This is a genomic window from Methylobacterium sp. CM6241 (assembly GCF_054817845.1).
Genome location: NZ_CM139246.1, coordinates 1,005,830 through 1,025,783, shown reverse-complemented (window position 1 = coordinate 1,025,783; position 19,954 = coordinate 1,005,830). Strand labels below are relative to the sequence as shown.

At 67.7% G+C, this 19,954-nt stretch carries 22 protein-coding genes; 11 read left to right on the top strand and 11 right to left on the bottom strand.

The window, feature by feature from the left end; all coding sequences use genetic code 11:
- The first annotated feature begins 28 nt into the window (after positions 1 to 28).
- The 4 genes from ACYQR9_RS04770 (at position 29) to ACYQR9_RS04755 (ending at position 3,856) form a co-directional block, all read left to right on the top strand.
- The gene (locus ACYQR9_RS04770; protein ID WP_461228864.1) at positions 29 to 877 is read left to right on the top strand and encodes a hypothetical protein; all 849 of its coding nucleotides are present in this window, start codon (positions 29 to 31) and stop codon (positions 875 to 877) included.
- 15 nt (positions 878 to 892) lie between these two features.
- The gene (locus ACYQR9_RS04765; RefSeq protein WP_461228863.1) at positions 893 to 2,356 is read left to right on the top strand and encodes a thermonuclease family protein; all 1,464 of its coding nucleotides are present in this window, start codon (positions 893 to 895) and stop codon (positions 2,354 to 2,356) included.
- 76 nt (positions 2,357 to 2,432) lie between these two features.
- Positions 2,433 to 3,425: an SPFH domain-containing protein gene (locus ACYQR9_RS04760; protein WP_056423036.1), complete on the top strand. Its 993-nt coding sequence runs from the start codon at positions 2,433 to 2,435 to the stop codon at positions 3,423 to 3,425.
- Positions 3,422 to 3,856: an NfeD family protein gene (locus ACYQR9_RS04755; protein ID WP_461228862.1), complete on the top strand. Its 435-nt coding sequence runs from the start codon at positions 3,422 to 3,424 to the stop codon at positions 3,854 to 3,856. The genes ACYQR9_RS04760 and ACYQR9_RS04755 overlap by 4 nt, the downstream gene beginning before the upstream one ends.
- A 39-nt stretch (positions 3,857 to 3,895) precedes the next feature.
- On the opposite strand, the gene ACYQR9_RS04750 is transcribed toward ACYQR9_RS04755, so the two are convergent.
- A complete protein-coding gene (locus ACYQR9_RS04750; RefSeq protein WP_056148692.1) occupies positions 3,896 to 4,318 on the bottom strand; it encodes an organic hydroperoxide resistance protein in 423 nt (140 codons plus the stop codon).
- Between the two features lie 281 nt (positions 4,319 to 4,599).
- Here ACYQR9_RS04750 and ACYQR9_RS04745 point away from each other — a divergent pair, with 281 nt between their 5' ends.
- Positions 4,600 to 5,127 carry a MarR family winged helix-turn-helix transcriptional regulator gene (locus ACYQR9_RS04745; RefSeq protein ID WP_246748202.1) on the top strand — a complete coding sequence of 176 codons (528 nt, stop codon included), beginning with the start codon at positions 4,600 to 4,602 and terminating at the stop codon, positions 5,125 to 5,127.
- A gap of 75 nt (positions 5,128 to 5,202) precedes the next feature.
- On the opposite strand, the gene ACYQR9_RS04740 is transcribed toward ACYQR9_RS04745, so the two are convergent.
- Entirely contained in the window at positions 5,203 to 5,568 is a 366-nt protein-coding gene (locus ACYQR9_RS04740) for a c-type cytochrome (protein ID WP_056249457.1), read from the bottom strand.
- Positions 5,569 to 5,872: 304 nt separating this feature from the next.
- On the opposite strand from ACYQR9_RS04740, the gene ACYQR9_RS04735 reads away from it, so the two are divergent.
- Complete coding sequence (locus ACYQR9_RS04735) at positions 5,873 to 7,306, top strand: FAD-linked oxidase C-terminal domain-containing protein (protein ID WP_461228861.1); 1,434 nt, start codon at positions 5,873 to 5,875, stop codon at positions 7,304 to 7,306.
- A 106-nt stretch (positions 7,307 to 7,412) separates the two neighbouring features.
- The gene (locus ACYQR9_RS04730; protein WP_026176297.1) at positions 7,413 to 7,700 is read left to right on the top strand and encodes a hypothetical protein; all 288 of its coding nucleotides are present in this window, start codon (positions 7,413 to 7,415) and stop codon (positions 7,698 to 7,700) included.
- A gap of 33 nt (positions 7,701 to 7,733) precedes the next feature.
- On the opposite strand, the gene ACYQR9_RS04725 is transcribed toward ACYQR9_RS04730, so the two are convergent.
- From ACYQR9_RS04725 to ACYQR9_RS04705, 5 genes are all read right to left on the bottom strand, one after another.
- Complete coding sequence (locus tag ACYQR9_RS04725) at positions 7,734 to 8,465, bottom strand: spermidine synthase (protein ID WP_461228860.1); 732 nt, start codon at positions 8,463 to 8,465, stop codon at positions 7,734 to 7,736.
- A complete protein-coding gene (locus tag ACYQR9_RS04720; RefSeq protein WP_207411164.1) occupies positions 8,462 to 9,307 on the bottom strand; it encodes a 23S rRNA (adenine(2030)-N(6))-methyltransferase RlmJ in 846 nt (281 codons plus the stop codon). The genes ACYQR9_RS04725 and ACYQR9_RS04720 overlap by 4 nt, the downstream gene beginning before the upstream one ends.
- 18 nt (positions 9,308 to 9,325) lie before the next feature.
- The gene (locus ACYQR9_RS04715; protein ID WP_056423016.1) at positions 9,326 to 9,985 is read right to left on the bottom strand and encodes a ribonuclease T2 family protein; all 660 of its coding nucleotides are present in this window, start codon (positions 9,983 to 9,985) and stop codon (positions 9,326 to 9,328) included.
- Positions 9,982 to 10,449 (bottom strand): hypothetical protein, encoded by a 468-nt coding sequence (locus tag ACYQR9_RS04710; protein ID WP_461228859.1) that lies wholly within the window; start codon positions 10,447 to 10,449, stop codon positions 9,982 to 9,984. The genes ACYQR9_RS04715 and ACYQR9_RS04710 overlap by 4 nt, the downstream gene beginning before the upstream one ends.
- A 128-nt stretch (positions 10,450 to 10,577) precedes the next feature.
- Positions 10,578 to 11,624, bottom strand: coding sequence for an extensin-like domain-containing protein (locus ACYQR9_RS04705; protein WP_461228858.1), 1,047 nt, complete (start codon positions 11,622 to 11,624; stop codon positions 10,578 to 10,580).
- Positions 11,625 to 11,813: 189 nt separating this feature from the next.
- On the opposite strand from ACYQR9_RS04705, the gene ACYQR9_RS04700 reads away from it, so the two are divergent.
- Positions 11,814 to 12,575: a methyltransferase domain-containing protein gene (locus tag ACYQR9_RS04700; protein ID WP_461228857.1), complete on the top strand. Its 762-nt coding sequence runs from the start codon at positions 11,814 to 11,816 to the stop codon at positions 12,573 to 12,575.
- Between the two features lie 185 nt (positions 12,576 to 12,760).
- On the opposite strand, the gene ACYQR9_RS04695 is transcribed toward ACYQR9_RS04700, so the two are convergent.
- The 4 genes from ACYQR9_RS04695 to metX form a co-directional block, all read right to left on the bottom strand.
- On the bottom strand, positions 12,761 to 13,021 hold the full coding sequence (locus tag ACYQR9_RS04695; RefSeq protein ID WP_311275658.1) for a hypothetical protein: 261 nt from the start codon (positions 13,019 to 13,021) through the stop codon (positions 12,761 to 12,763).
- A gap of 161 nt (positions 13,022 to 13,182) precedes the next feature.
- Positions 13,183 to 14,415 (bottom strand): adenylate/guanylate cyclase domain-containing protein, encoded by a 1,233-nt coding sequence (locus ACYQR9_RS04690; protein ID WP_461228856.1) that lies wholly within the window; start codon positions 14,413 to 14,415, stop codon positions 13,183 to 13,185.
- A gap of 189 nt (positions 14,416 to 14,604) precedes the next feature.
- Positions 14,605 to 15,288, bottom strand: coding sequence for a methionine biosynthesis protein MetW (gene metW, locus ACYQR9_RS04685; RefSeq protein WP_056423365.1), 684 nt, complete (start codon positions 15,286 to 15,288; stop codon positions 14,605 to 14,607).
- Between the two features lie 5 nt (positions 15,289 to 15,293).
- A complete protein-coding gene (gene metX / locus ACYQR9_RS04680; protein WP_461228855.1) occupies positions 15,294 to 16,502 on the bottom strand; it encodes a homoserine O-acetyltransferase MetX in 1,209 nt (402 codons plus the stop codon).
- Between the two features lie 301 nt (positions 16,503 to 16,803).
- Here metX and ACYQR9_RS04675 point away from each other — a divergent pair, with 301 nt between their 5' ends.
- The 3 genes from ACYQR9_RS04675 (at position 16,804) to ACYQR9_RS04665 (ending at position 19,826) form a co-directional block, all read left to right on the top strand.
- Positions 16,804 to 17,667, top strand: a complete 864-nt coding sequence (locus tag ACYQR9_RS04675) for a chorismate mutase (RefSeq protein ID WP_461228854.1) — start codon at positions 16,804 to 16,806, stop codon at positions 17,665 to 17,667.
- Positions 17,668 to 17,752: 85 nt separating this feature from the next.
- Positions 17,753 to 18,874, top strand: a complete 1,122-nt coding sequence (locus ACYQR9_RS04670; RefSeq protein WP_461228853.1) for a pyridoxal phosphate-dependent aminotransferase — start codon at positions 17,753 to 17,755, stop codon at positions 18,872 to 18,874.
- A complete protein-coding gene (locus ACYQR9_RS04665) occupies positions 18,867 to 19,826 on the top strand; it encodes a prephenate/arogenate dehydrogenase family protein (protein WP_461228852.1) in 960 nt (319 codons plus the stop codon). Before ACYQR9_RS04670 ends, ACYQR9_RS04665 begins: the two co-directional genes overlap by 8 nt.
- Positions 19,827 to 19,954: the final 128 nt, after the last annotated feature.

Here is a 19,954-nt window from a genome sequence, read left to right as displayed (position 1 = left end):
ACGTCGTTCGCGACAGCGGTGAGATGCCATGCACCACGGATTGTTCTCCACCTGCTCGGCCGCCCTTCTCGTGGCCCTGGTCTCTACGGTCAGCGCCGAGGCGCAGGGGCGCCCGGCCTGGGTCGACCCCCCGGCCAAGGCCGATGTGAAGCCCGAACCCAAGAGTGAGGCGAAACCTGTCTCCCCTCAGGCGGTGCAAGAGGCCCCCCAGAGCAGCCCGGCCCAGGCGGCGAAGCCCGAGACCACGACGCGCGCCGCATCCGTCGCGGAGAGAGGCGCGGAGGCACCGCGGCGGGCTCGTCGTGGCACCCGCCACGCCGAGACCAGGCATTCCCCCCGCCGGCTCTCGCAGGTTCCGCCGAACGCGCTTCCCCTCACCGTCTCCCCCGGCGCACCGCCCCCGAGCATGGCGATGGCCTCCGAGGATCGCTTTCCCGAATGGGCACGCAAGGCCCAAAGGCTGAACGAGGATTATCTCGACGCGATCTCTGAGCCCGGCGATGGCATGGTCGCCGCAGCACCGCGCTTCTACGCCGATCATGTCCGCTTCCACGGTCGCACCCTGTCGCTGACGGCGGTGATGGCGGAGAAGCGCCGCTTCGTCCGACGCTGGCCGGACCGCCGCTACGTGATGCAGGACGGCTCCCCGCGCACGGCCTGCAGCGTCAACACGAGCAGCTGTATCGTGCGCTCGACCTTCGATTTCCGTGCCGCGAACCCAAGGAACGGTGCCCGCTCGCAGGGCGTGGCGGAACTGACCCTCGAGATTTCGTTCGCCGGATCACGCCCGGTGATCGTGTCTGAGTCGAGCCGCGTCCTGCGCCGCTTCGCACCTGGACCGCTGAGTGCGGCCGTATCGACACGGCATGGTGCCTGAGCCACAGTCGAACCAATGATCGCGACCGCCCCAAAGACACGCGCAACGGACACGTCACGCGCCGCCGACAGGACGCGCGCCACCGGCAAGGCTTCGAAAACGAATCCGTCCGACGAGGCCGAGGCTCCGGCCATTGTCGCTGCTCGGGCTGCCCGAGAGGCAGTCAAATCCCTGATCGATGCGGAGATCCGGCGCCAGAACGCTTTCCCGGTGGCCCGGCGGACGCTTCAGCTTTTGGCTGAGGCCGTGGTCGAGCCGACATCCGCTCCACCCTTCTACCGAATCGTCGACCGTTCCGGGACACCGCGTCAGGGCGAGACCGGCCCCCTGACCTTATCGGAGCTGTTCGCCGAATTGCGGGAGCGTCATGGGGCGCTGTTCGTACCGGTGCCACCCGAACCCGTGGCGGACGTGCCGCCCGAGCCCACCGCATCGGACGAGATCAAGGCGGCCACGTCCCGGTTCGTGGAAACGCAGTCTGAGCTGGCCCGCTCCGTGATGGCCCGTTCGGTCGCCAGGGGAAGGTCCGCCGCGGCTGCGGTCTCGGCGACCCTGGCGGGCACTTTGAGCAACGTCCGCCACTCCCTGGCCGATCGCCCGAGCGACGGGCAAGGCGCCGGGCCGCAACCGAGTCTGCGCGAGCGCGGCATGCGCATCGGGGCCTCCTTCGGCGACAGGACCCGCGAGACCGTCGCCATCGCTCGTGAGCGTCTCTCGGGCCTCGCTGCAAAGAACGGCACGACGTCTCCTCTGGCGACCCCAGGCCAAGGAGCGCAACCAGCCCGCTGGCCCGGGCTGCTCGCCCGCGCCGGTGACCGGGTCCGTCGCCTTCGGCGGGATGACGGCACGATCCTGACCCGGCCGAGCGTGCTCGCAGGCGCGGGACTGCTTGGCAGCCTCGCCCTCATCTTGCTCCTCACCCAGGGCGGTGGGGAAGACAGGCCGGCCTCCGCACCGGATGCGGAAGCTCCGCGCCAAGAAACGAAGGCACAGGATTCGGCCCCGCCGACGCAGCCGCCCCAAACGCAGCAGGCCCAGAACCAGCCATCCACCATGACCAACCCGCGTGAGACCGTTCCGCCGGCGACGCCCCCCGGGATTCCCGCGGAAGAGCCGAGCCCGCCCTCGGCCGAGGAGAGCCGGGCCAATCCCCCACAGCCGTCCAATGCCGTCACCGGCAAGACCGAAGTGATCGACACCGCAACCCTGCGCGTCGGCGGCAAGCTCGTTCGCTTGTTCGGCGTGGAATGGGTCCGTGGCGGGCAGCCGGAGGAACTGACCCGCTACCTCGCCGGCCGTCCGGTGACGTGCCAGCCGGTCGCCGGAAGTGCGGCCTATCTCTGCGCGGTGGAAGGCCGCGACCTGTCCGAAGTCGTGCTCTTCAACGGCGGAGGCCGGGCCTCTTCGGAGGCAACGCCCGATCTCGTCGCTGCCGAAGACCGTGCGCGGACGGAACGCCTCGGAGTTTGGGCGCGCTGACGCGAGGATGATTCGCCTTGCATAGGGGAAGACGCTCGGCCTCAATGCCCTTCCTTGAAGGGATGTGGGGACAGGCATGGATCTCTCGATCGGGTTGAGCGTGGTGGCGGTGGCGCTCGTGATCCTGGTGGTCGTCACCCTAGCCATCGGCATCAACGTGATCCCGCAGGGCCACGTCTACACAGTGGAGCGGTTCGGCCGGTACTCGCGCACCCTCGAATCCGGGCTCGGCCTGATCGCACCGTATGTGGAGCGGATCGGCCGGCGCGTGAACGTGATGGAGCAGGTCATCGAGGTGCCGAGCCAGGAGGCCTTCACCCGCGACAATGCGGGGGTGAAGATCGACGCGGTGGTGTTCTATCAGGTGCTCGACGCGGCCAAGGCGTCCTATGAGATCTCGAACCTCGAAACCGCGATGATGACGCTGACGATGACCAACATCCGCACCGTCGTCGGCTCCATGGATCTCGACCAGCTGCTGTCGCACCGTGACGAGATCAACGAGCGCCTGCTCCATGTCATGGACGCGGCCTCCTCGCCCTGGGGCGTGAAGATGACTCGCATCGAGATCAAGGACATCCTGCCGCCCGCCGATCTCGCCGGCGCCATGGCGCGCCAGATGAAGGCCGAGCGCGAGAAGCGTGCCTCCGTACTCGAAGCCGAGGGCCATCGGCAGGCCGATATCCTGCGCGCCGAAGGGCGCAAGCAATCCGCCATCCTCGAAGCCGAAGGCCGGCGCGAGGCTGCCTTCCGCGACGCGGAGGGGCGCGAGCGCAGCGCCGAGGCGGAGGCGCGCGCGACCGGCCTCATCAGCGCGGCCATCTCCGAGGGCGATCTGGCGGCGGCAAATTTCCTGGTGGCCGAGAAATACGTGGACGCGATCAAGGCCCTGGCCACAGCACCGAACCAGCGGGTGGTGGTGGTGCCGATCGAGGCGGCCTCCCTCGCGGGCACCCTGGGTGGCATCGCCGAGATCACCCGTAGCGTGTTCGGCGAGGGAGCGGCGCAGACGCGAAAGAGCTCCGGCCTGCCGCCCAAAGTCGGGCCGAGCAGCGGAAGCTCCTCGTGAACCTCGACATCCTGAGCGCTTTGGGGCCGGTCTGGACCTGGGTCCTGATCGGGCTGCTCCTGATGGGAGCGGAGCTCGCGATCTCGGGCGTGTTCCTGGTCTGGCTCGGCATCGCGGCCATGATCACGGGGCTGGAGACAGCCCTCGTGCCCATGCCCTGGCAGGCTCAGATCCTGTTCTTCGCCGGCCTCTCGGTGGGGCTCGTCATCCTCGCGCAGAAGCGGATGGCCGGACGGCCCAACAGTCTCAATCGGGGTGCGAACGGGCTGATCGGCCAGGAATTTCGCCTCGATACCGCCATTACCGAAGGGGTCGGGCGGATCAGGGTGAACGACACCGTGTGGCGCGTCTCCGGTGCCGACGCACCGGCCGGCACCCGGATCCGGGTCACCGGGATCGAGGGAACCGTCCTCATCGTAACGACGGCCTGACAGCCGGAGGAGGACTCCTCCGGCTTCGCTCGAGCAGGTTCAGGCGACGCTGATATCGACCTGGATGTTGCCGCGGGTAGCGTGGGAATAGGGGCACACCACATCGGCGCGCTTCACCAGATCCTCGGCCTTGTCCCGCTCGATGCCGGGCAGGGTCGCCTTCAGGGTGACGACGAGACCGAAGCCTTCGCCGTCGTCGCGCGGGCCGATGCCCACCGAAGATTCGACCTTGGCGTCCTCGGGGATCTTCACCTTGTCCTTGGCGGCGACGAACTTGATCGCGCCGAGGAAGCATGCGGCATAGCCGGTGGCGAAGAGCTGCTCGGGATTCGTGCCGTTGCCGCCGCCGCCACCGAGTTCCTTCGGCGTCACGAGGGTGACATCGACGGCCTTGTCGTCGGTGGAGGCCGAACCTTCACGGCCGCCGGTGGCGTGGGCATGAGCGGTGTAGAGAGCCTTCATCGGGGGTACTTTCTGCTGGGTATGAAATAGGGATTGCGTCTGGAACTGAGGTTCGGCGAGGCTTCGTTCCTTTAACGAAGAAATTTTCGCCACCACTGATCCTCGGGTGAACGAAACTCGGTTGCGCGCAACTGATATTCCATATGGCACCAAACCCGATTGCGCGCAACCATGATGCGGAATTACCGCGAACGTTGGTGACCATTCCGCATTATCAATTAGATAGGGTACTCGGCTCGGACCCGACACCGTACCCGACCGACATGAAGGAGGCCGCACGAATGGCGGGCCGGACCACCACGCAGACCTCTGAATCCCAGGACGTCCCGGTCGCCGAAAGGGGGGTCGACGGCCAGCTTTGCTTCGCGGTCTATTCTGCGGCTCACGCTTTCGGTCGTGCCTACCGTGCCCTGCTGGCCGCCCATGATCTAACCTACCCGCAGTACCTCGTCCTCCTCGTCCTCTGGGAACAGGAGGGGCTGACGGTGAAGGAGATCGGCACGCGCCTGTTCCTCGATTCCGGAACGCTCACGCCCCTTCTCAAGCGGCTGGAGACATCGGGCCATGTCCGCCGCGCCCGCGACCGGGCCGACGAGCGCCAAGTGAGCATCTTCCTGACGCCGAAGGGCCGCGAACTGCAGGGGCGGATGGATTGCGTGCCCGGCCTCGCCGGCGCCTTGACGGGAATGTCGGAGGAGGCACGGCACGCGCTCCTCGAATCCCTCGTGATGCTGCGCGGCGCGCTTCACGACAACGTGGCCGACGCCATGGCGGAAACCGCTGTCTCCGGGCGAGGGGCAAGGGCATGAAAAAGGCCGCCTCCCCGGCGGGGAAGCGGCCTCTCGATCGCTGATTCCGATCCGGCGGAGGATCGGGGAACGCTCTCAGTTCTGGGTCTTGAGGTAGGCGATCACGTCAGCGAGCTTCTTGTCGTCCTTGAGGCCGGGATAGACCATCTTGTTGCCGGGCACCTTCGCCTTCGGGTCCTTCAGCCACTCCTTGAGGTTCGCCTCGTCCCAGGTGATGCCCGAGCCCTTGAGAGCGGCCGAGTAGCTGTAGCCCTCGTAAGTGCCAGCCTTGCGGCCGACGACGCCCTTCAGATCGGGACCGACGCCGTTCTTCACGAAATTGTGGCAGGCCTTGCAAGGCGCGAAAGCCTTCTCGCCGGCTGCCGCGTCGCCGGCTTCCTGAGCCTGGGCGGAGATCGGGAGCATGAGCGCGAGGGCGGCGCCGAGGATGAGGTGACGCATTATGATTTTTCCTCCATTGGGCAGCATGAGCCAGCCGAGCTTATGGCAGAGCTTTTGGTTTTAGAACAGATCGAGACTGGGAACGTTCCAAACTCGCCTCGCGGTCCGTGCGGCGAAACGAAGCCGACACCTCTCCATTTCGCCTTCAGACAACGTCGACACACCCGATCCTGATGCATCGAAACCGGTTATCGTTTAGATATCTTCCAATTCCATTGTCCTGAACGGTTCAAGGCTCGTTTTTAGTCCTTCCAAGCTGAGCGGTGGCTGAAGACAGGCCGATCCATCGAGGAGCGCCCGCCCCATGTCGATCGCCTTCCCCACCCCCGATCCCGATATTCTCGCTCGCCGCGAAACGATCATCGCCGGCCTGCGCCCCCTCGTCGCGGCGGAGGCCCTGATCGTGACCGAGGACGAGCGCCGCGCCTTCGAGACCGATGGGCTGACGGCCTACCGCAAGATGCCACTCGCGGTGGTCCTGCCCTCGACCACGGCCGAGGTCTCCGCCGTGATGGCCTATTGCCACGCCAACGGCGTGCGGGTGGTGGCGCGCGGCGCCGGCACCTCCCTCGCTGGCGGAGCGATCGCCCAGGAAGACGCGATCATCCTCGGCGTCGCCAAGATGACCCGCGTCCTCGACGTCGATTTCGAGAACCGCGTCGCTCGGGTCGAATCGGGTCTAACCAACCTCGCCATCTCGGGGGCGGTCAGCCATGAAGGGTTCTTCTACGCGCCGGACCCGTCGAGCCAGCTCGCCTGCACCATTGCCGGCAACATCGCGATGAATTCGGGCGGCGCGCATTGCCTGAAATACGGCGTGACCACCAACAACCTCCTCGGTGTCACCCTGGTGATGAGCGACGGCACCGTGGCAGAGATCGGCGGCGCCCATCTCGACAGCGCCGGCTATGATCTCCTCGGCCTGATCTGCGGCTCGGAAGGGCAGCTCGGCATCGTCACCGAAGCGACGGTGAGGATCCTGCGCGCGGCCGAAGGCGCGCGCCCGGCCCTGGTCGGCTTCTCCTCGGTGGAGGATGCGGGCGCCTGCACCGCCGCGATCATCGCCGCCGGCATCATCCCGGTAGCCATGGAATACATGGATCGCGAGGCGATCCTCATCACCGAGGATTTCGCCCAGGCCGGCTATCCGCGTGACGCCGAAGCGATGCTGATCATCGAGGTCGAAGGATCGGACGAGGAATGCGAGGCGATGCTGTCCCGGATCGAGGCGATCGCCCGCGACTACCGGCCGACCAGCATCAGGGTCTCGAAATCCGAAGCCGAGAGCGCCGCGATCTGGAAAGGGCGCAAATCCGCCTTCGGCGCCACGGGCCGCATCTCGGACTACATCTGTATGGACGGCACGATTCCCACCGGGCAATTACCGTTGGTGCTGGAGCGCATCGGCGCGATCTGCGCCGATAAGGGGCTTCGCGTCGCCAACGTGTTCCATGCAGGCGACGGCAACCTGCATCCCCTCATCCTCTTCGACATCAACAAGCCGGGCGAGCTGCAAAAGGCGGAGGCCGCTGGAGACGAGATCCTGAAGCTCTGCGTCGAGGTCGGCGGCTGCCTCACCGGCGAGCATGGTGTCGGCATCGAGAAGCGCGAGCTCATGCGCTTCCAGTATGCGCAGGTCGATCTCGACCAGCAGATGCGGGTCCGCAACGTGTTCGACCCGAAATGGCTGATGAACCCCGCCAAGGTGTTCCCGCTGGAAGGGCGCGTCGCCGCTTGAGGCCAGTGCGCCGCGCAACGCGGTTTCTCGTCATCCCCCTGAGCCGTGCCCGGAACGCTAAGCTCCGGGCCGGTGTTTCCTCCCAGCAAAATCGTGGAGGATGATCATGCGCATCGTTGCAACGCTCTCGGCCCTGGCGCTGCTCACTGTGGCAAGCACGGGAGCGGCCGAAGCCAAAGGCTGCATCAAAGGCGCGATCATCGGTGGCCTCGCCGGGCATTACCTCGCCGAGCGCGGCGTGGTGGGCGCGGTCGCGGGCTGCATCGGCGGTCGCTATCTCGCCAATCGCCGCGCCAAGCAGCAGCGCGAGATCGAGTACGGATCGCGGGTGCAGCAGCGTGGAGCCGGCTACGCACCGAACCAGGCCTATCCGCGCCGGTCCTACAATTACTGAGATCGACAAGATCGAGGCGGTTCGGCGACGGAGCTAACCGTTTCGCCGGCCCGCCTCGGTGTGCCCGTCCATCCTCACGGCGATCCAGAGCACGTGACGGCGGCCGCCGGGATGGGCGGGATAGCGGTGCTCTTCGACATCGAAGCCGAAACGGCGGAGCCGCTTCTTGAACCGGCGGTCCGGCCCCCCGGACCAGACGGCCAGGATTCCCCCCTCCCGCAGCGCGTAATGCGCCCGTTTGAGACCCCAGCCATCGTAGAGCCGGTCGTTCTCCCGGCGCGTCAGCCCCTTGGGGCCATTGTCGACGTCGAGGAGAATGGCATCGAACTGAGCCTGTCCCGACTGGATGAGGCGGTTCACATCGGCCTCGACCAGGGTCACGCGCGGATCGTCGAGGCTCCCGGTGAAGAGATGGACAAGTGGTCCGTTCGCCCAGGCGATGACCGCCGGCATCAGTTCGGCCACGACGACTTCCGCCTTGGGGCCGAGAGCGTCGAGGGCCGCACGCAGAGTGAACCCCATGCCGAGCCCGCCGATCAAGATCTTCGGCGCCGGATTTCCCTCGAGCCGCGCGCAGGTGACCGTGGCCAGGGCCCGCTCCGAATCGCGGTGCCGGTCGTTCATCAGTTCGGCGCTGCCGACCATGATCGAGTAGGCGTCGTCATAGCGGACGAGCCGCATCGTCTCGACGCTGCCCGGAATCGCCGCGCTGGCGATGGGAATCGCGGAATCCATCGATGGGGCGACCTTCAGGGAAGAACTCAAGCTTCGACGCCGAACGCGTCGCAGCGGAAGGCCCCGTAATCTCCGCGCGCCAGCCGCTCGGCTAGAGCGGGCAGGAAAAGGGCCGCCTCGTCGGCGAGACGCCAGGGCGGATTGATGACGATGAGGCCGTTGCCATTGAGGCGGTTCGGATACGGCTCCGAGATCATTAGGTCGATACGCAGGGCGGGCCGGGAGAGCGAACGGTCCAGTTCCGCCACCATGCGGTCGATGAGGCCGACATCCTTGATCGGATACCAGCCGAGATAGATGCCCGTCGGCCATTTCGCGACGGCCTTGGCCAGAGCCGCGCCAAGCCGGTCGACCTCGCCGAGTTCTTCGTAAGGCGGGTCGATCAGCACGACTCCGCGCCGCTCGGGAGGCGGGATCAGCGCGTTGAGGGCGGTCCAGCCATCGAGATGCATCACCTTGGTGCGCGGATCCTGGTTGTAGCGTTCGCGCAGGATCTCGGCATCGGCCGGGTGCAACTCGACGAAGACGCCCTGGTCGCTGGGCCGCAGGAATTCGCGGATGATCGCCGGAGAGCCGGGATAGATAGTCGCCCCGTGGCGTGCCTGGGTGGCGGCGACCGCCTCGCGATAGGGGCCGAACAGCGCCTCCACCTCTTCGGGGAAGGGGGTATCGAGACGGCCCCAGCCGTCATGCCACTCGCCCGTCCGCCCGGCCTCGTCGCCGGTCAGGTCATAGAAACCGAGGCCCGCATGGGTGTCGATGGCGCGAAAGCCCGTGGGCTTGGCCTGGAGATGATGGAGCACGCGCGTCAGCACGAGGTGCTTGAGCACGTCGGCGAAGTTGCCGGCGTGGAAGGCGTGCCTGTAATTCATGGGCGCAGGTTCCTGGCCTCACCGGCTCGCGTCGACGGCGATCTCGCCCGCACGGCAATTCTGCCGCGCCACTTCGGGGCAGGGCGTGAAGCCGCGCAAATCCTTGGTGAAGCAGACCCGCACCTCCTGCAACTCTCCCCGGGTGCAGGTGACCGACATCATGTCCGGGCGCAGGCCCCGATTGGCCGCGACGAACTGACGGGCGATGTCGACGGGAGCGATGCGGGTATCGGAATCGGGCTTGGCGAAGGCGGCCGGGATCGTCACGGCCTGCCGCGCCTGGGCGGTAGCCTTGAAATACGACATCGGGTCGAGGCCCGAGCAGGTGCCGTGCTTGCGCCATTCGTGGCGAGCCAGTCCCTCGCTGGGAAAAACTTCACCTGCCACGTCCATGGCTTGGCGGGTGGGAGAGCGTTCCACGGAAGAGCAGTCGGACGGGTAGCCCCGCGTATATTGCGGCCATAGCCCATGGACGACGAAGCCGAGGCCGCGACCCGGCCGGCACTGGCCGTCGGCGTCACGCCGCCCGGCCGTTTCGCAATAGGTCGGCGACCAGGACAGGGCCAGCACGTAGAAATCGAACTCGCCGGGCGTGCCGCCGCGTCCGTAGCCCTGGGCCTGCGCGGTTCCGGCGAACGCCGTCAGGAAGAGTGCGGCGAGCGCCGAGGCACGTCTCACGGACGGGCTTCGCGGCAGGCCGTGGCGTAGGCATAGGCGAGGTTGCGGTCGAGGCCGTGGACGCAGAACTCGACCCCCCAGCTTGCGCCGATCAGGCCGAGACCCTCGCGCACGGAATAATCGACCTTGCGCTTGATGCCGTCCGAGGTGGTCGCCACCGCGCTGCAGAACCGGCGGGGATAGGTGTCGAGCCCCCAGGGGCGCCACGCGGTCCGCTCGATCCGGTCATAGCCCACGATGGTGAGGCTCGAGTTCCAGAACTTCGCCTCCTTCTCGGCGAACTGGCTCGACACCTTCTCCAGCACCGAGGAATCCTGGCAGCCGGGGATGTCGCCATCGAACGGGAACTCACGCTCCTCGGCTGGGGTGATCTCCTCGCGGCCCGAGCGGGCGAAGGCGGGTTGCAGGCTGCCCGCGAGGGCGAGGCCGAGGGCCAGGGCGGTGACGAGAGAATTCAGGCGCATGCCGGCGTCTTTTCGCTGGAGTCCGTTCATTCCGGGACGATGGCGTCTCGTCGAGCGGTGTCAAGCGGAAGGGCCGTGGTGTCGTCGCTTTCGCTCCGGCCTGGGGCAGCCGGAACACAGTCCGGCCCTCAGTAGATCGGGTCCGAGAGGCCGGGCGCGGCGAGGGAGAGCGGTTCGGCCGAGAAGCCCGGCGCGGGTTCGTCATAGGTGGGTGCCGCCGCGAGTCGGGACGTCTGCGGGCGCGGCGCCGGACGGGTCACCGGCGTGGAGGCATAGGCCGAGGGCGCGCGGGCGGACGGAACGGCAGCGGAGAGGGCAGGAGAGGGCGAGCGGGCGACCTGCGGGCTCGTCCGCGCCGGGTGCCGGTTCGAGGACATCGGCGTCACGCCGTAGGGATCGTCCTCCTCGATATCGACGGGGGCCTGCGGCGCGGCGGGCTGGCGCTCGACCGGGCGAGGCCGCGAGACCGGCCGGGGCACGCCGTCCGCACCGAGTTGCGGCGTGAATTTCAGCAGCGGCTGGCAGATGCGCTTGAGGCCGCGCGGGTCGTGGCGGGCGAGATCCACGTGGATATGGTCGTAATGGAAGACGTTGGAGCCGGGGGCGAGCACGGTGGAGAAGCGCGCGCAGGCACCGATGAAGACCTCGCGCAGGAAGCCCTGCTCGGCCTCGGTGCCGCGCCAGCCGCCCTTCACGGTGATGACGTAGCCGTCGGCGAGCTTGAACGACATGATGTCGACGGCATTGCCGAACGAATGCTCCGAGAGCTTGGCCCCGGCCTGGTTGTTGCGTCCACGGCAGGCATAGGAGCCCGCGTTGATCTCCGCCACGGGCTGACCGAAATACAGGTTGGCGGCGGGCTGGATCGTGTCGGCCAGCCATGCCTCGGCCTCAGCCAGGGCCGGGCAGGCCAGCGTCATCCGTTGCTTGAGCACGACCGAGCCCTTGCCGAGACGGGTAATCCGGTATGGCTGCAGCATGCCGCAGACGCCCGGGCCGGCGATCTCCTTCACCGGCGTCACGAATTCGGTGGTCTCCACCAGCCGCTTGGCGTTGCAGGCCTGTTCGGTCTGGTCGCGCCAAGGCTCACGGCTCTCGAACGGGCTGCGTCCACAGCCGGTGAGACCTGCGCCAATGAGGCCGAGAACGGAAAACGCGAGTACGCTACGCCACATATCGGAACAATGGGCAGCTTTTCGTAAAGCGTTCGTCAACGATGCAGAGCGATCGCACCCCTGTGGAGGAGTGTGGATGACGAAGGAGGCTGCGTCGCAGACAGCCGCAGGCGGCAGGTATGCGGCCCCTCGACCGCGCCCTCCGGCCACGCTATCGCAGCCTGACCGATGACCCCGCCGACGGCACCGATGCGTTCCTGGAAACAGGCTGTGGCCCGGGCCTTCGACGGGGCAGATCATTACGATGCCGCCGGAATCATCCAGGCGGAGGTCGCTGGACGGCTGGCGCAACGCATCGCCCTCCTGCCCCTCGCCCCATCGCCACGCATTCTCGAAATCGGCTGCGGCACCGCCTTCCTCACACAGGCCGTCCTCGCTCGTGTGAAGCCCGGCATGATGGTCGCCTCCGATCTGGCACCCGCCATGATCCGGCGGGGGCGTGAGCGCATGCAGCATCGGCCCGACCTGACCTTTCTCGTCATGGACGGCGAGCGGCCCTGCCTGGCGCCGGGCTTCGACCTGATCTGTTCGAGCCTGGCGGCGCAATGGTTCGAGGATCTGGAGGGCACGCTCGGCCGCCTTTCCGGTCTGCTGGCGCCCGGCGGGTTCCTCGCGGTGACGACTCTGGCGTCCGGCACATTCCGCGAATGGCACGAGGCGCATGAGGCCGTTGGCCATCGCCCCGCCACGCCGTCCTATCCGACGGCGGAAGCTCTGGCCCGGCTCCGGTTCGCCGGCTGCACGAGTAACTTGTTCCTGGAGCCGGTCGTCGAGAAGCACGCGGACGGCCGGGCCTTCCTCCGCTCGCTTCGCGCCATCGGGGCGGGAACGCCGGGCACCGTCCGTCCCCTCTCGCCCGGCGCATTGCGGACGGTCATCCGACAGTTCGAAAGGGGAGGGGCGGCGATCACCTACGAGGTCGCCACCTTGGAGATCCGGCGCGATCCCTGACATGGAAACGGCGGGGCTCTCGCCCCGCCGCACAGCGTTCCGGTCTTGGTGAAAGATCCGACCTACGAGGCCAGGAAGACGCTCGCGGTGCCGACGATCGTCCAGATCAGGCCGCCCGCGAAGGCACCGATCATGGCGTAGGAAAAGCCCTTCAGAACCATGTTCGTCCCTCTCGTCTCAAACGATCAGCAGCGGTTTCCGCCAGAGGTCTGACCGTATTGCTGGACCGGGAAGTTCTGCTGGTTGGCATTGCCTTCGGCGGCCGAGCTCATCGGGCAGCCCAGATAGGCGGGTGGGCGGCTGACCTCCCTGAGGGAGCCGGTCTCGGTGACGTCATAGGGCGAGAACGAGGTGTAGCGCGAGGGGCGCTCGAACGCCGTTGCAGAAGAGATCGAAGCAGCGCCAAGCACAAGAGCGGTAGCGACGGCGGCGATACGGTTCATCATGGCGTTTAATAAGTTCCTTTACAGTGCAGACCAGATATTTGGCCCGCTTCACTCTGTATGAAACTGATATAGGAAGTCTTTTTCCTTCATGACGTGTCACGGCACACGAACCATGCGGGATTAAGTGACGAGTCTGCCGATGGCATCGGGCCGGATACGATTCAGCGCGCGACGGCGTAGAGCCGGGGCCCGGAGGCCTCGCTCACCGTCCCGGCCGAGATCCAGTTGAGACCGCTCGCCCCGGAGCCGGCAAGGAGATCGCGAAAATCCTCCGAGATGGCGATCGGGAGGTCCACGGCCTTGGCCCGCGCCTCGATGCGCGCGAGGGTGTTCATCGCCGGGCCGAGCACGGTGAATTCCGCGCGATGACCGTCGTCGAAGACGCCGACGAGGACGTCGCCGGCATGCAGCGCGATGGTGACGCGCAACGAGGGAAGGCCTTTCTCCGCGAGGCGCCGGTTGAGGGCCGCCAGCCGCAGCTGGACCGCCTCGGCACAGGTGAAGGCCGCGCGCGCCTGCGCCTGGGGAGGGCCGACGAGGAACTGCGCCAGCACACCGTCGCCGATATATTTGTCGACGATGCCGCCGCGTTCCGTCACGGCCCGATGCGTCAGGGCGCGCATCTCCATGAGGACCTCCACAACCTGCTGGGGAGGCCGTGTCCGCGTCAGCGCCGAGAAGCCGCGGATGTCGAGGGCGAACAGGCAGGCATGACGCTCCTGGACCTCGCCCGGACCGCCGCCCTGCGCCAGATCCTCAGCGACGGCGGCCGGGACGAACCGGGTGAGAATCAGGCGCTCTCGCTCCAGCCGGAACGTCGCCGCCACCGCCCAGGTCAGCCGCCGCACACCGTCGAGGACCACGAGGCTGGCGACCATGAAGGTGAGAAGCCCCGGAACTTCCTCGTCGAGGGTGACGTGCGGTCCGAGATGATGGCTCTCTGGCGAGAGATAGACGAACAGGATGGCGCCGCCCCACCCCGCCGTCACCAGACCGGCGAAGAGGCAGGTGTGCCAGACGCGCATGGTGAGCGCGGTCTGCAGCAGGATCAGGAAGGCCGGGATCCGGCTGACCGCGGCGGCTGCCTCCTCCGTGTCGGCGGCGCCCAGAAACATGTGCTCGACGAGGACGTAGATCGCGACGCTGGCATTGAGGAGGGTCGAGCCCCAGCCGAGCCATCCTCGGCTCGGGCCCACGGGGATGCCGGTACCCGGTGCCGTTCGCAGGCTGAGCAGCGCCAGGAGAATCGAGGCCCCGGCATAGACGGACAGGACGATCCAGTGTCCCAGCCCGTGAATCGATCCGTCATAGGTCTGCGCGGTGACGAGCAGGACCAGGACGATGAGCAGCTGCAGGGCGAAGGACCGGCCGCTCGATGCCTGCTGCAAATGCATGATCGTCGGCGAACGCGACTCTTCCGCTCGAGTCCGGTCTCGATCCCCAAATCTCAATAGGATGTCTCCTCCTGCGCCATCGGCCGCCCCTCATGCCGGATGTCGTCCATGCAGGCCATCAGTGGAGATTGCCGCATGGCGGGCGCCGGCAGCCGCACCCTCGCTTCGCTGGAGGGCGTCCGGATCGCCCTATGTCGGGTCGGACGACGCTCCGTCGCCGCGCCGCAGGAGGAACACTCCCTGCGCGCCGAACAGGTTCCAGACCCACCACGGCATGGAGATCCGCATCGGCCGGCCGCGCGCGTCGAGCGCAGTGGCCTTCTCGATCTCGGCCCCCACGGTCCGGCATAGGCCGACGAAGTCGCGGATGGTGCAATGGTGGATGTTCTGGGTCTCGTACCATTCCTCCGGCATCAGCTCGGTCACCGGCATCCGGCCCCGGAAGGCCAGTTCCGAGCGGACCCGCCAATGGCCGAAATTCGGGAACGAGATCACCACCTGCCGGCCGATCCGCAGCAGGTGTTCCAAGACGATGCGCGGGTTGCGCGTCGCCTGGATGGTCTGGGACAGGACCACCACGTCGAAGGCGTCGTCGGGATAATTGGCGAGATCGGTGTCGGCGTCGCCCTGGATCACCGGCAGGCCGCGCGCGAGGCAGGCGTTGACGCCCTCGCGGGAGAGCTCGATGCCGCGCCCGTCGACGCCGCGCCGGTCGCGCAGCAGCGCCAGGAGCGTGCCGTCGCCGCAGCCGATATCGAGGACGCGGGCGCTGGGCGGCACGAGGCCGAGCACGACGAGGTGGTCGACGCGGGCGCCGTCGCTGCGTGGCAGCGTGTCGGTCGTGCTCCAGGGGGCGGGGGCCACGCGACTCACCGACGTCACAAGCCCCTCGCCCGGGCGGCGGCGTCGATGAAGCCCTTGGCGGCGTTGAACATCACCGGCTCGTCGAGGAGGAAGGCGTCGTGCCCCTTGTCGCTCTCGACCTCGACGAAGGCGACCGAGGCCGAGGCCGCGTTCAACGCATGCACGATGGCGCGGGAATCCGCCGTGGGAAACAGCCAATCGGAGGTGAAGGACATCACGCAGAACCGCGTCCTGGTGTTCCGGAATGCGTTGGCGAGCACCCCGCCATGATCGGCCGCGAGATCGAAGTAATCCATGGCGCGGGTCAGGTAGAGGTAGGCGTTGGCGTCGAACCGCTCGACGAAGCTCAGGCCCTGGTGGCGCAGGTAGCTCTCGATCTGGAAATCGGCGTTGAACGAGAAGGTCGGCGCGGACCCGCCCTGGAAGCGGCGGCCGAACTTGCGGTGCAGGGCCGGCTCAGAGAGATAGGTGATGTGGGCACCCATCCGCGCCACGCCGAGCCCCTTGGCGGGGCGCGTGCCGGCTTCGAGGTAACGTCCCTCCGCCCAGGCGGGGTCGGCCATGATCGCCTGACGGCCGACCTCGTGGAAGGCGATGTTCTGGGCCGAGTGGCGGGCGCCGGTGGCGATGGGAAGCGCCGAGAAAACCCGGTCCGGGTAGAGGGCCGCCCATTGCAGCACCTGCATGCCGCCCATGGATCCGCCGACGCAAAGGAACAGGTCGCGGATGCCGAGCCGGTCGAGGAGCATCGCCTGGCCCCGCACCATGTCGCGGATCGTCACCAGTGGAAAGTCGAGGCCGTAGGGCTTGCCCGTGGCGGGATCGGTGGAGGCCGGCCCCGTGGAGCCCATGCAGGAGCCGATCACGTTCGAGCAGATGACGAAGTAGCGATCGGTGTCCACGGGCTTGCCCGGTCCCACCAGCGTCTCCCACCAGCCGGGCTTTCCCGTCACCGGGTGGGTATGGGCGAAATGCTGGTCCCCGGTGAGCGCATGGCAGATGAGCACCGCGTTCGACCGGTCCGCGTTGAGGGTGCCGGCGGTCTGGTAGGCGATCCGGAACGGCGCGAGATCGACGCCGGCATCCATCGCCAGGGGTTCGTCGAGCCCGAACAGGGCCACCGGGCTTCGCGGGTCGCGGGAGAGCGGCGCATCCGACGGGATGCCCTCCGGCCGGGTATTGCCGTCGTCGGGCTTTGCGAGACTATCGAGCGACATGGTCATCAGGCGTCTTCGCGCGTCATTCGCCGATTTGCTTCCGCGGAGATGCGAAGAAACAGCCGGGTGCCGCTCCATCGACGTTTCGCGAAGGTCCATTCCCATCGGTGCCCGACGAAGCCGGGTAGCGATGGGCGTAATGTGCGTATGCACGGGCGTCAACGAAAGGGGCCGCGCGCGAGAAGGTCACAACCGGTGCTCTGGTCCTCGGGCTTCGGGAAACGTAGACACGATCGGCCGTCTCCCTCATGCGGGGTCGGCAAGATCCACACCCGATCCATACCCGCCGCCGGACGCGACAGCCCGCATGCGCTTCACCACGAGACCCGCACCGCCCCTCGACAACCTCGCCGAGCTGCGCGCCGAGATCGACCGGATCGACGCGGAGATGCATGCCCTGCTGATCCAGCGCGGCTCGATCATCGACCGGCTCATCGCGGTCAAGCGCACCTCGGCCAGCGGCTCGGCCTTCCGGCCCGGCCGCGAGGCCTCGATGATGCGGCGCGTGGCCGAGCGCCATCGCGGGCTTCTCCCCCTCGACACCGTGGAGGGGATATGGCGCGTCATCATCGCCACCTTCACCTGGGTCCAGGCCCCGTTCAGCGTTCATGCCGACGTGTCCGGCGGCGACGCACCGATGCGCGACTCGGCGCGATTCCATTTCGGATTCACGGTGCCCTACCGGCCGCATCCTACCTGCGCCGCGGTGGTCGAGGCCGTGGCCGCCTCTCGCGGCGATCTCGGCATCTTCCGCCTCGACCCCGAAGGTTCCGCACCGCCGAGCCCGGAGGCGCCGTGGTGGGAGGGCCTCGTCGGTGAAGGCCGGCCCAAGGTGATCGCACGCCTGCCCTTCATCGAGCGGCCGACCCATCCCGCCGGAACCCCGGTCTTCGTGGTGGCCAACCCCCTCGACGATCCGGCCGCGGCCCAGCGCGACTGGGTGCTCCACGCGGTCCGGCTGGAGAGCTGGACGCCCGAGAGCGCCCGCGCCGTGCAGGGCCTCTACGGCGAGGTGGTGGCGCGCGCCACGGCAGCGGACGGGCACTGCCTTCTTCTCGCCGTACCGGGCGGGGTCGGCGGCCGGCAATTACGCGAGGTTCTAGAACGGGCCGGTGCGAGCGTGGAAAGCCTCGACGAGATCGGCAGCCACGCCGCCCGGTTCCGGGTGTGACGCAGGGCAGGCGAGGGCCGGTTCTCTCGTCAAGGCGGACAAGCTGCGTTAGACGGGCAGACTGAACTCCAGCCGGCCCGCGCTCATGTCCTCCGCTCCCTCCGTGTCCCGTCCCGTCCCCCGCCCCGGCATCCTCGCCATCGAGGCCTATGTGCCCGGCAAGAGCGGCGCCCCCGGCGCGGTGAAGGTCCATAAGCTCTCCTCGAACGAGACGCCCCTCGGCCCGAGCCCGCTGGCCATCGAGGCGATGCGCGAAGAGGCGTTCCGCCTCGCCCTCTATCCGGACGGAAATTCCACACGCCTGCGCGAGGCCATCGCCTTCCGCTACGGGCTCGATCCCGCCCGCATCGTCTGCGGCGCCGGGTCGGACGAGCTCCTCTCCTTCCTCGCCTACGCCTATCTCTCGGAGGGCGACGAGGGGATCTTCACCGAGCACGGATTCCTGGTCTACCGCATTGCCATCCTGGCCGCCGGCGGCACGCCCGTGGTGGTGCCCGAGCGCGATCTTCACGCCGAAGTCGACGCGATCCTCGCCGCCGTCACGCCGCGCACGAAGATCGTCTACCTCGCCAATCCCAACAACCCGACCGGCACCTACCTGCCCTTCGCCGAAATCCGGCGCCTGCATGCGGGCCTACCGCCGAACGTCCTCCTCGTCCTCGACGGGGCCTATGCCGAGTACGTGCGGACGAACGATTACAGCGCCGGCCTCGAACTGGTCCTCGAATCCGAAAACGTGGTGATGACCCGCACCTTTTCGAAGATCCACGGCCTCGCGGCCCTGCGGATCGGCTGGATGGTGGGCCCGGCGGGGGTGATCGACGCGGTGAATCGCATTCGCGGCCCGTTCAACCTGTCGGGCAGCGCCATCGCGGCCGGGGCGGCGGCCATCGCCGACGAGGCGCATGTAGCGGCGGCGGTCGCTCATAACGAGACGTGGCTCGCCTGGATGACCGAGGTCGTGTCCTCGCTCGGCCTCGTGGTCACCCCGAGCGTCGCGAATTTCATCCTCGTCCATTTCCCCGACGAGCCGAATCGCAGCGCGGCGGAGGCCGATGCCTATCTCAGCGCACGCGGGGTGATCGTCCGACGGGTTACCTCCTACGGGCTGCCGGACGCGCTGCGCGTCACCATCGGCAGCGAAGAGGCGAACCGGGCCTTCGTCACGGTGCTCACCGCCTTCGTGAAGGATGGCATCCGTGCCTGAGGCGAACCCCGTCTGCGAACGCCTCGCCATCGTCGGCCTCGGCTTGATCGGCTCCTCTATCGCGCGAGGAGCACGGCAATACGGGCTGGCGCGGAGCATCGTCGCCATTGACCGCGACCCGGCCGTGATCGAGCGTGTGCGGGCCCTCGGCCTCGCCGACGAGGCGACGGGGGAGGCCGAAGCCATTGCCGGCGCAGACCTCGTCATCCTGTGCGTGCCGGTGGGGGCGGTGGGCGCCGTCGCCGAGGCGATGGCGCCGCATCTGAAACCCGGTGCCATCCTGTCCGATGTCGGTTCGGTGAAAGCCTCGGTGGTCGCCGCCGTCTCGCCCCATCTGCCGGAAGGCGTCCGTTTCGTGCCGGCCCATCCCGTGGCGGGCACCGAATATTCCGGACCCGATGCCGGCTTCTCGACCCTGTTCTCGGGCCGCTGGTGCATCCTCACCCCGCCGGAGGGCACCGACGAGGCCGCCACGGCGCAGGTCCAGGCCTTCTGGGAGGGGCTCGGTGCCATCGTCGAGAGCATGACGCCGGAGCATCACGACCTCGTCCTGGCCATCACCAGCCACGTGCCGCATCTCATCGCCTACAACATCGTCGGCACCGCCGCCGATCTGGAAGCCGTGACGCAATCGGAAGTCATCAAGTTCTCGGCCGGCGGGTTTCGCGACTTCACCCGCATCGCCGCCTCCGATCCGACCATGTGGCGGGACGTGTTCCTCACCAACAAGGACGCGGTGCTGGAGATGCTCGGCCGTTTCAACGAGGATCTCTCGGCCCTCGCCCGCGCCATCCGCTGGGGTGACGGGGACGCGCTGTTCGACCTGTTCACCCGCACCCGCGCCATCCGCCGGGGCATCGTCGCCCTCGGACAGGAGACGGCGGAAGCGGATTTCGGCCGCAGCCGCACCCTGCCGGAGCCAGCGAAGGACGAACCGGTCTCGGGGCGGTAGGGTTTCATCCGGCCGAGGAAACGCTGTCTGTCTCTCGCCCACCACCTCATCCCGAGGCGACGCAGCGAAGCGGAGGCCTCGACGGAGGGTTCCAGTTCGCGCAACGGGTTCTGGAAGCCTCCTTCGAG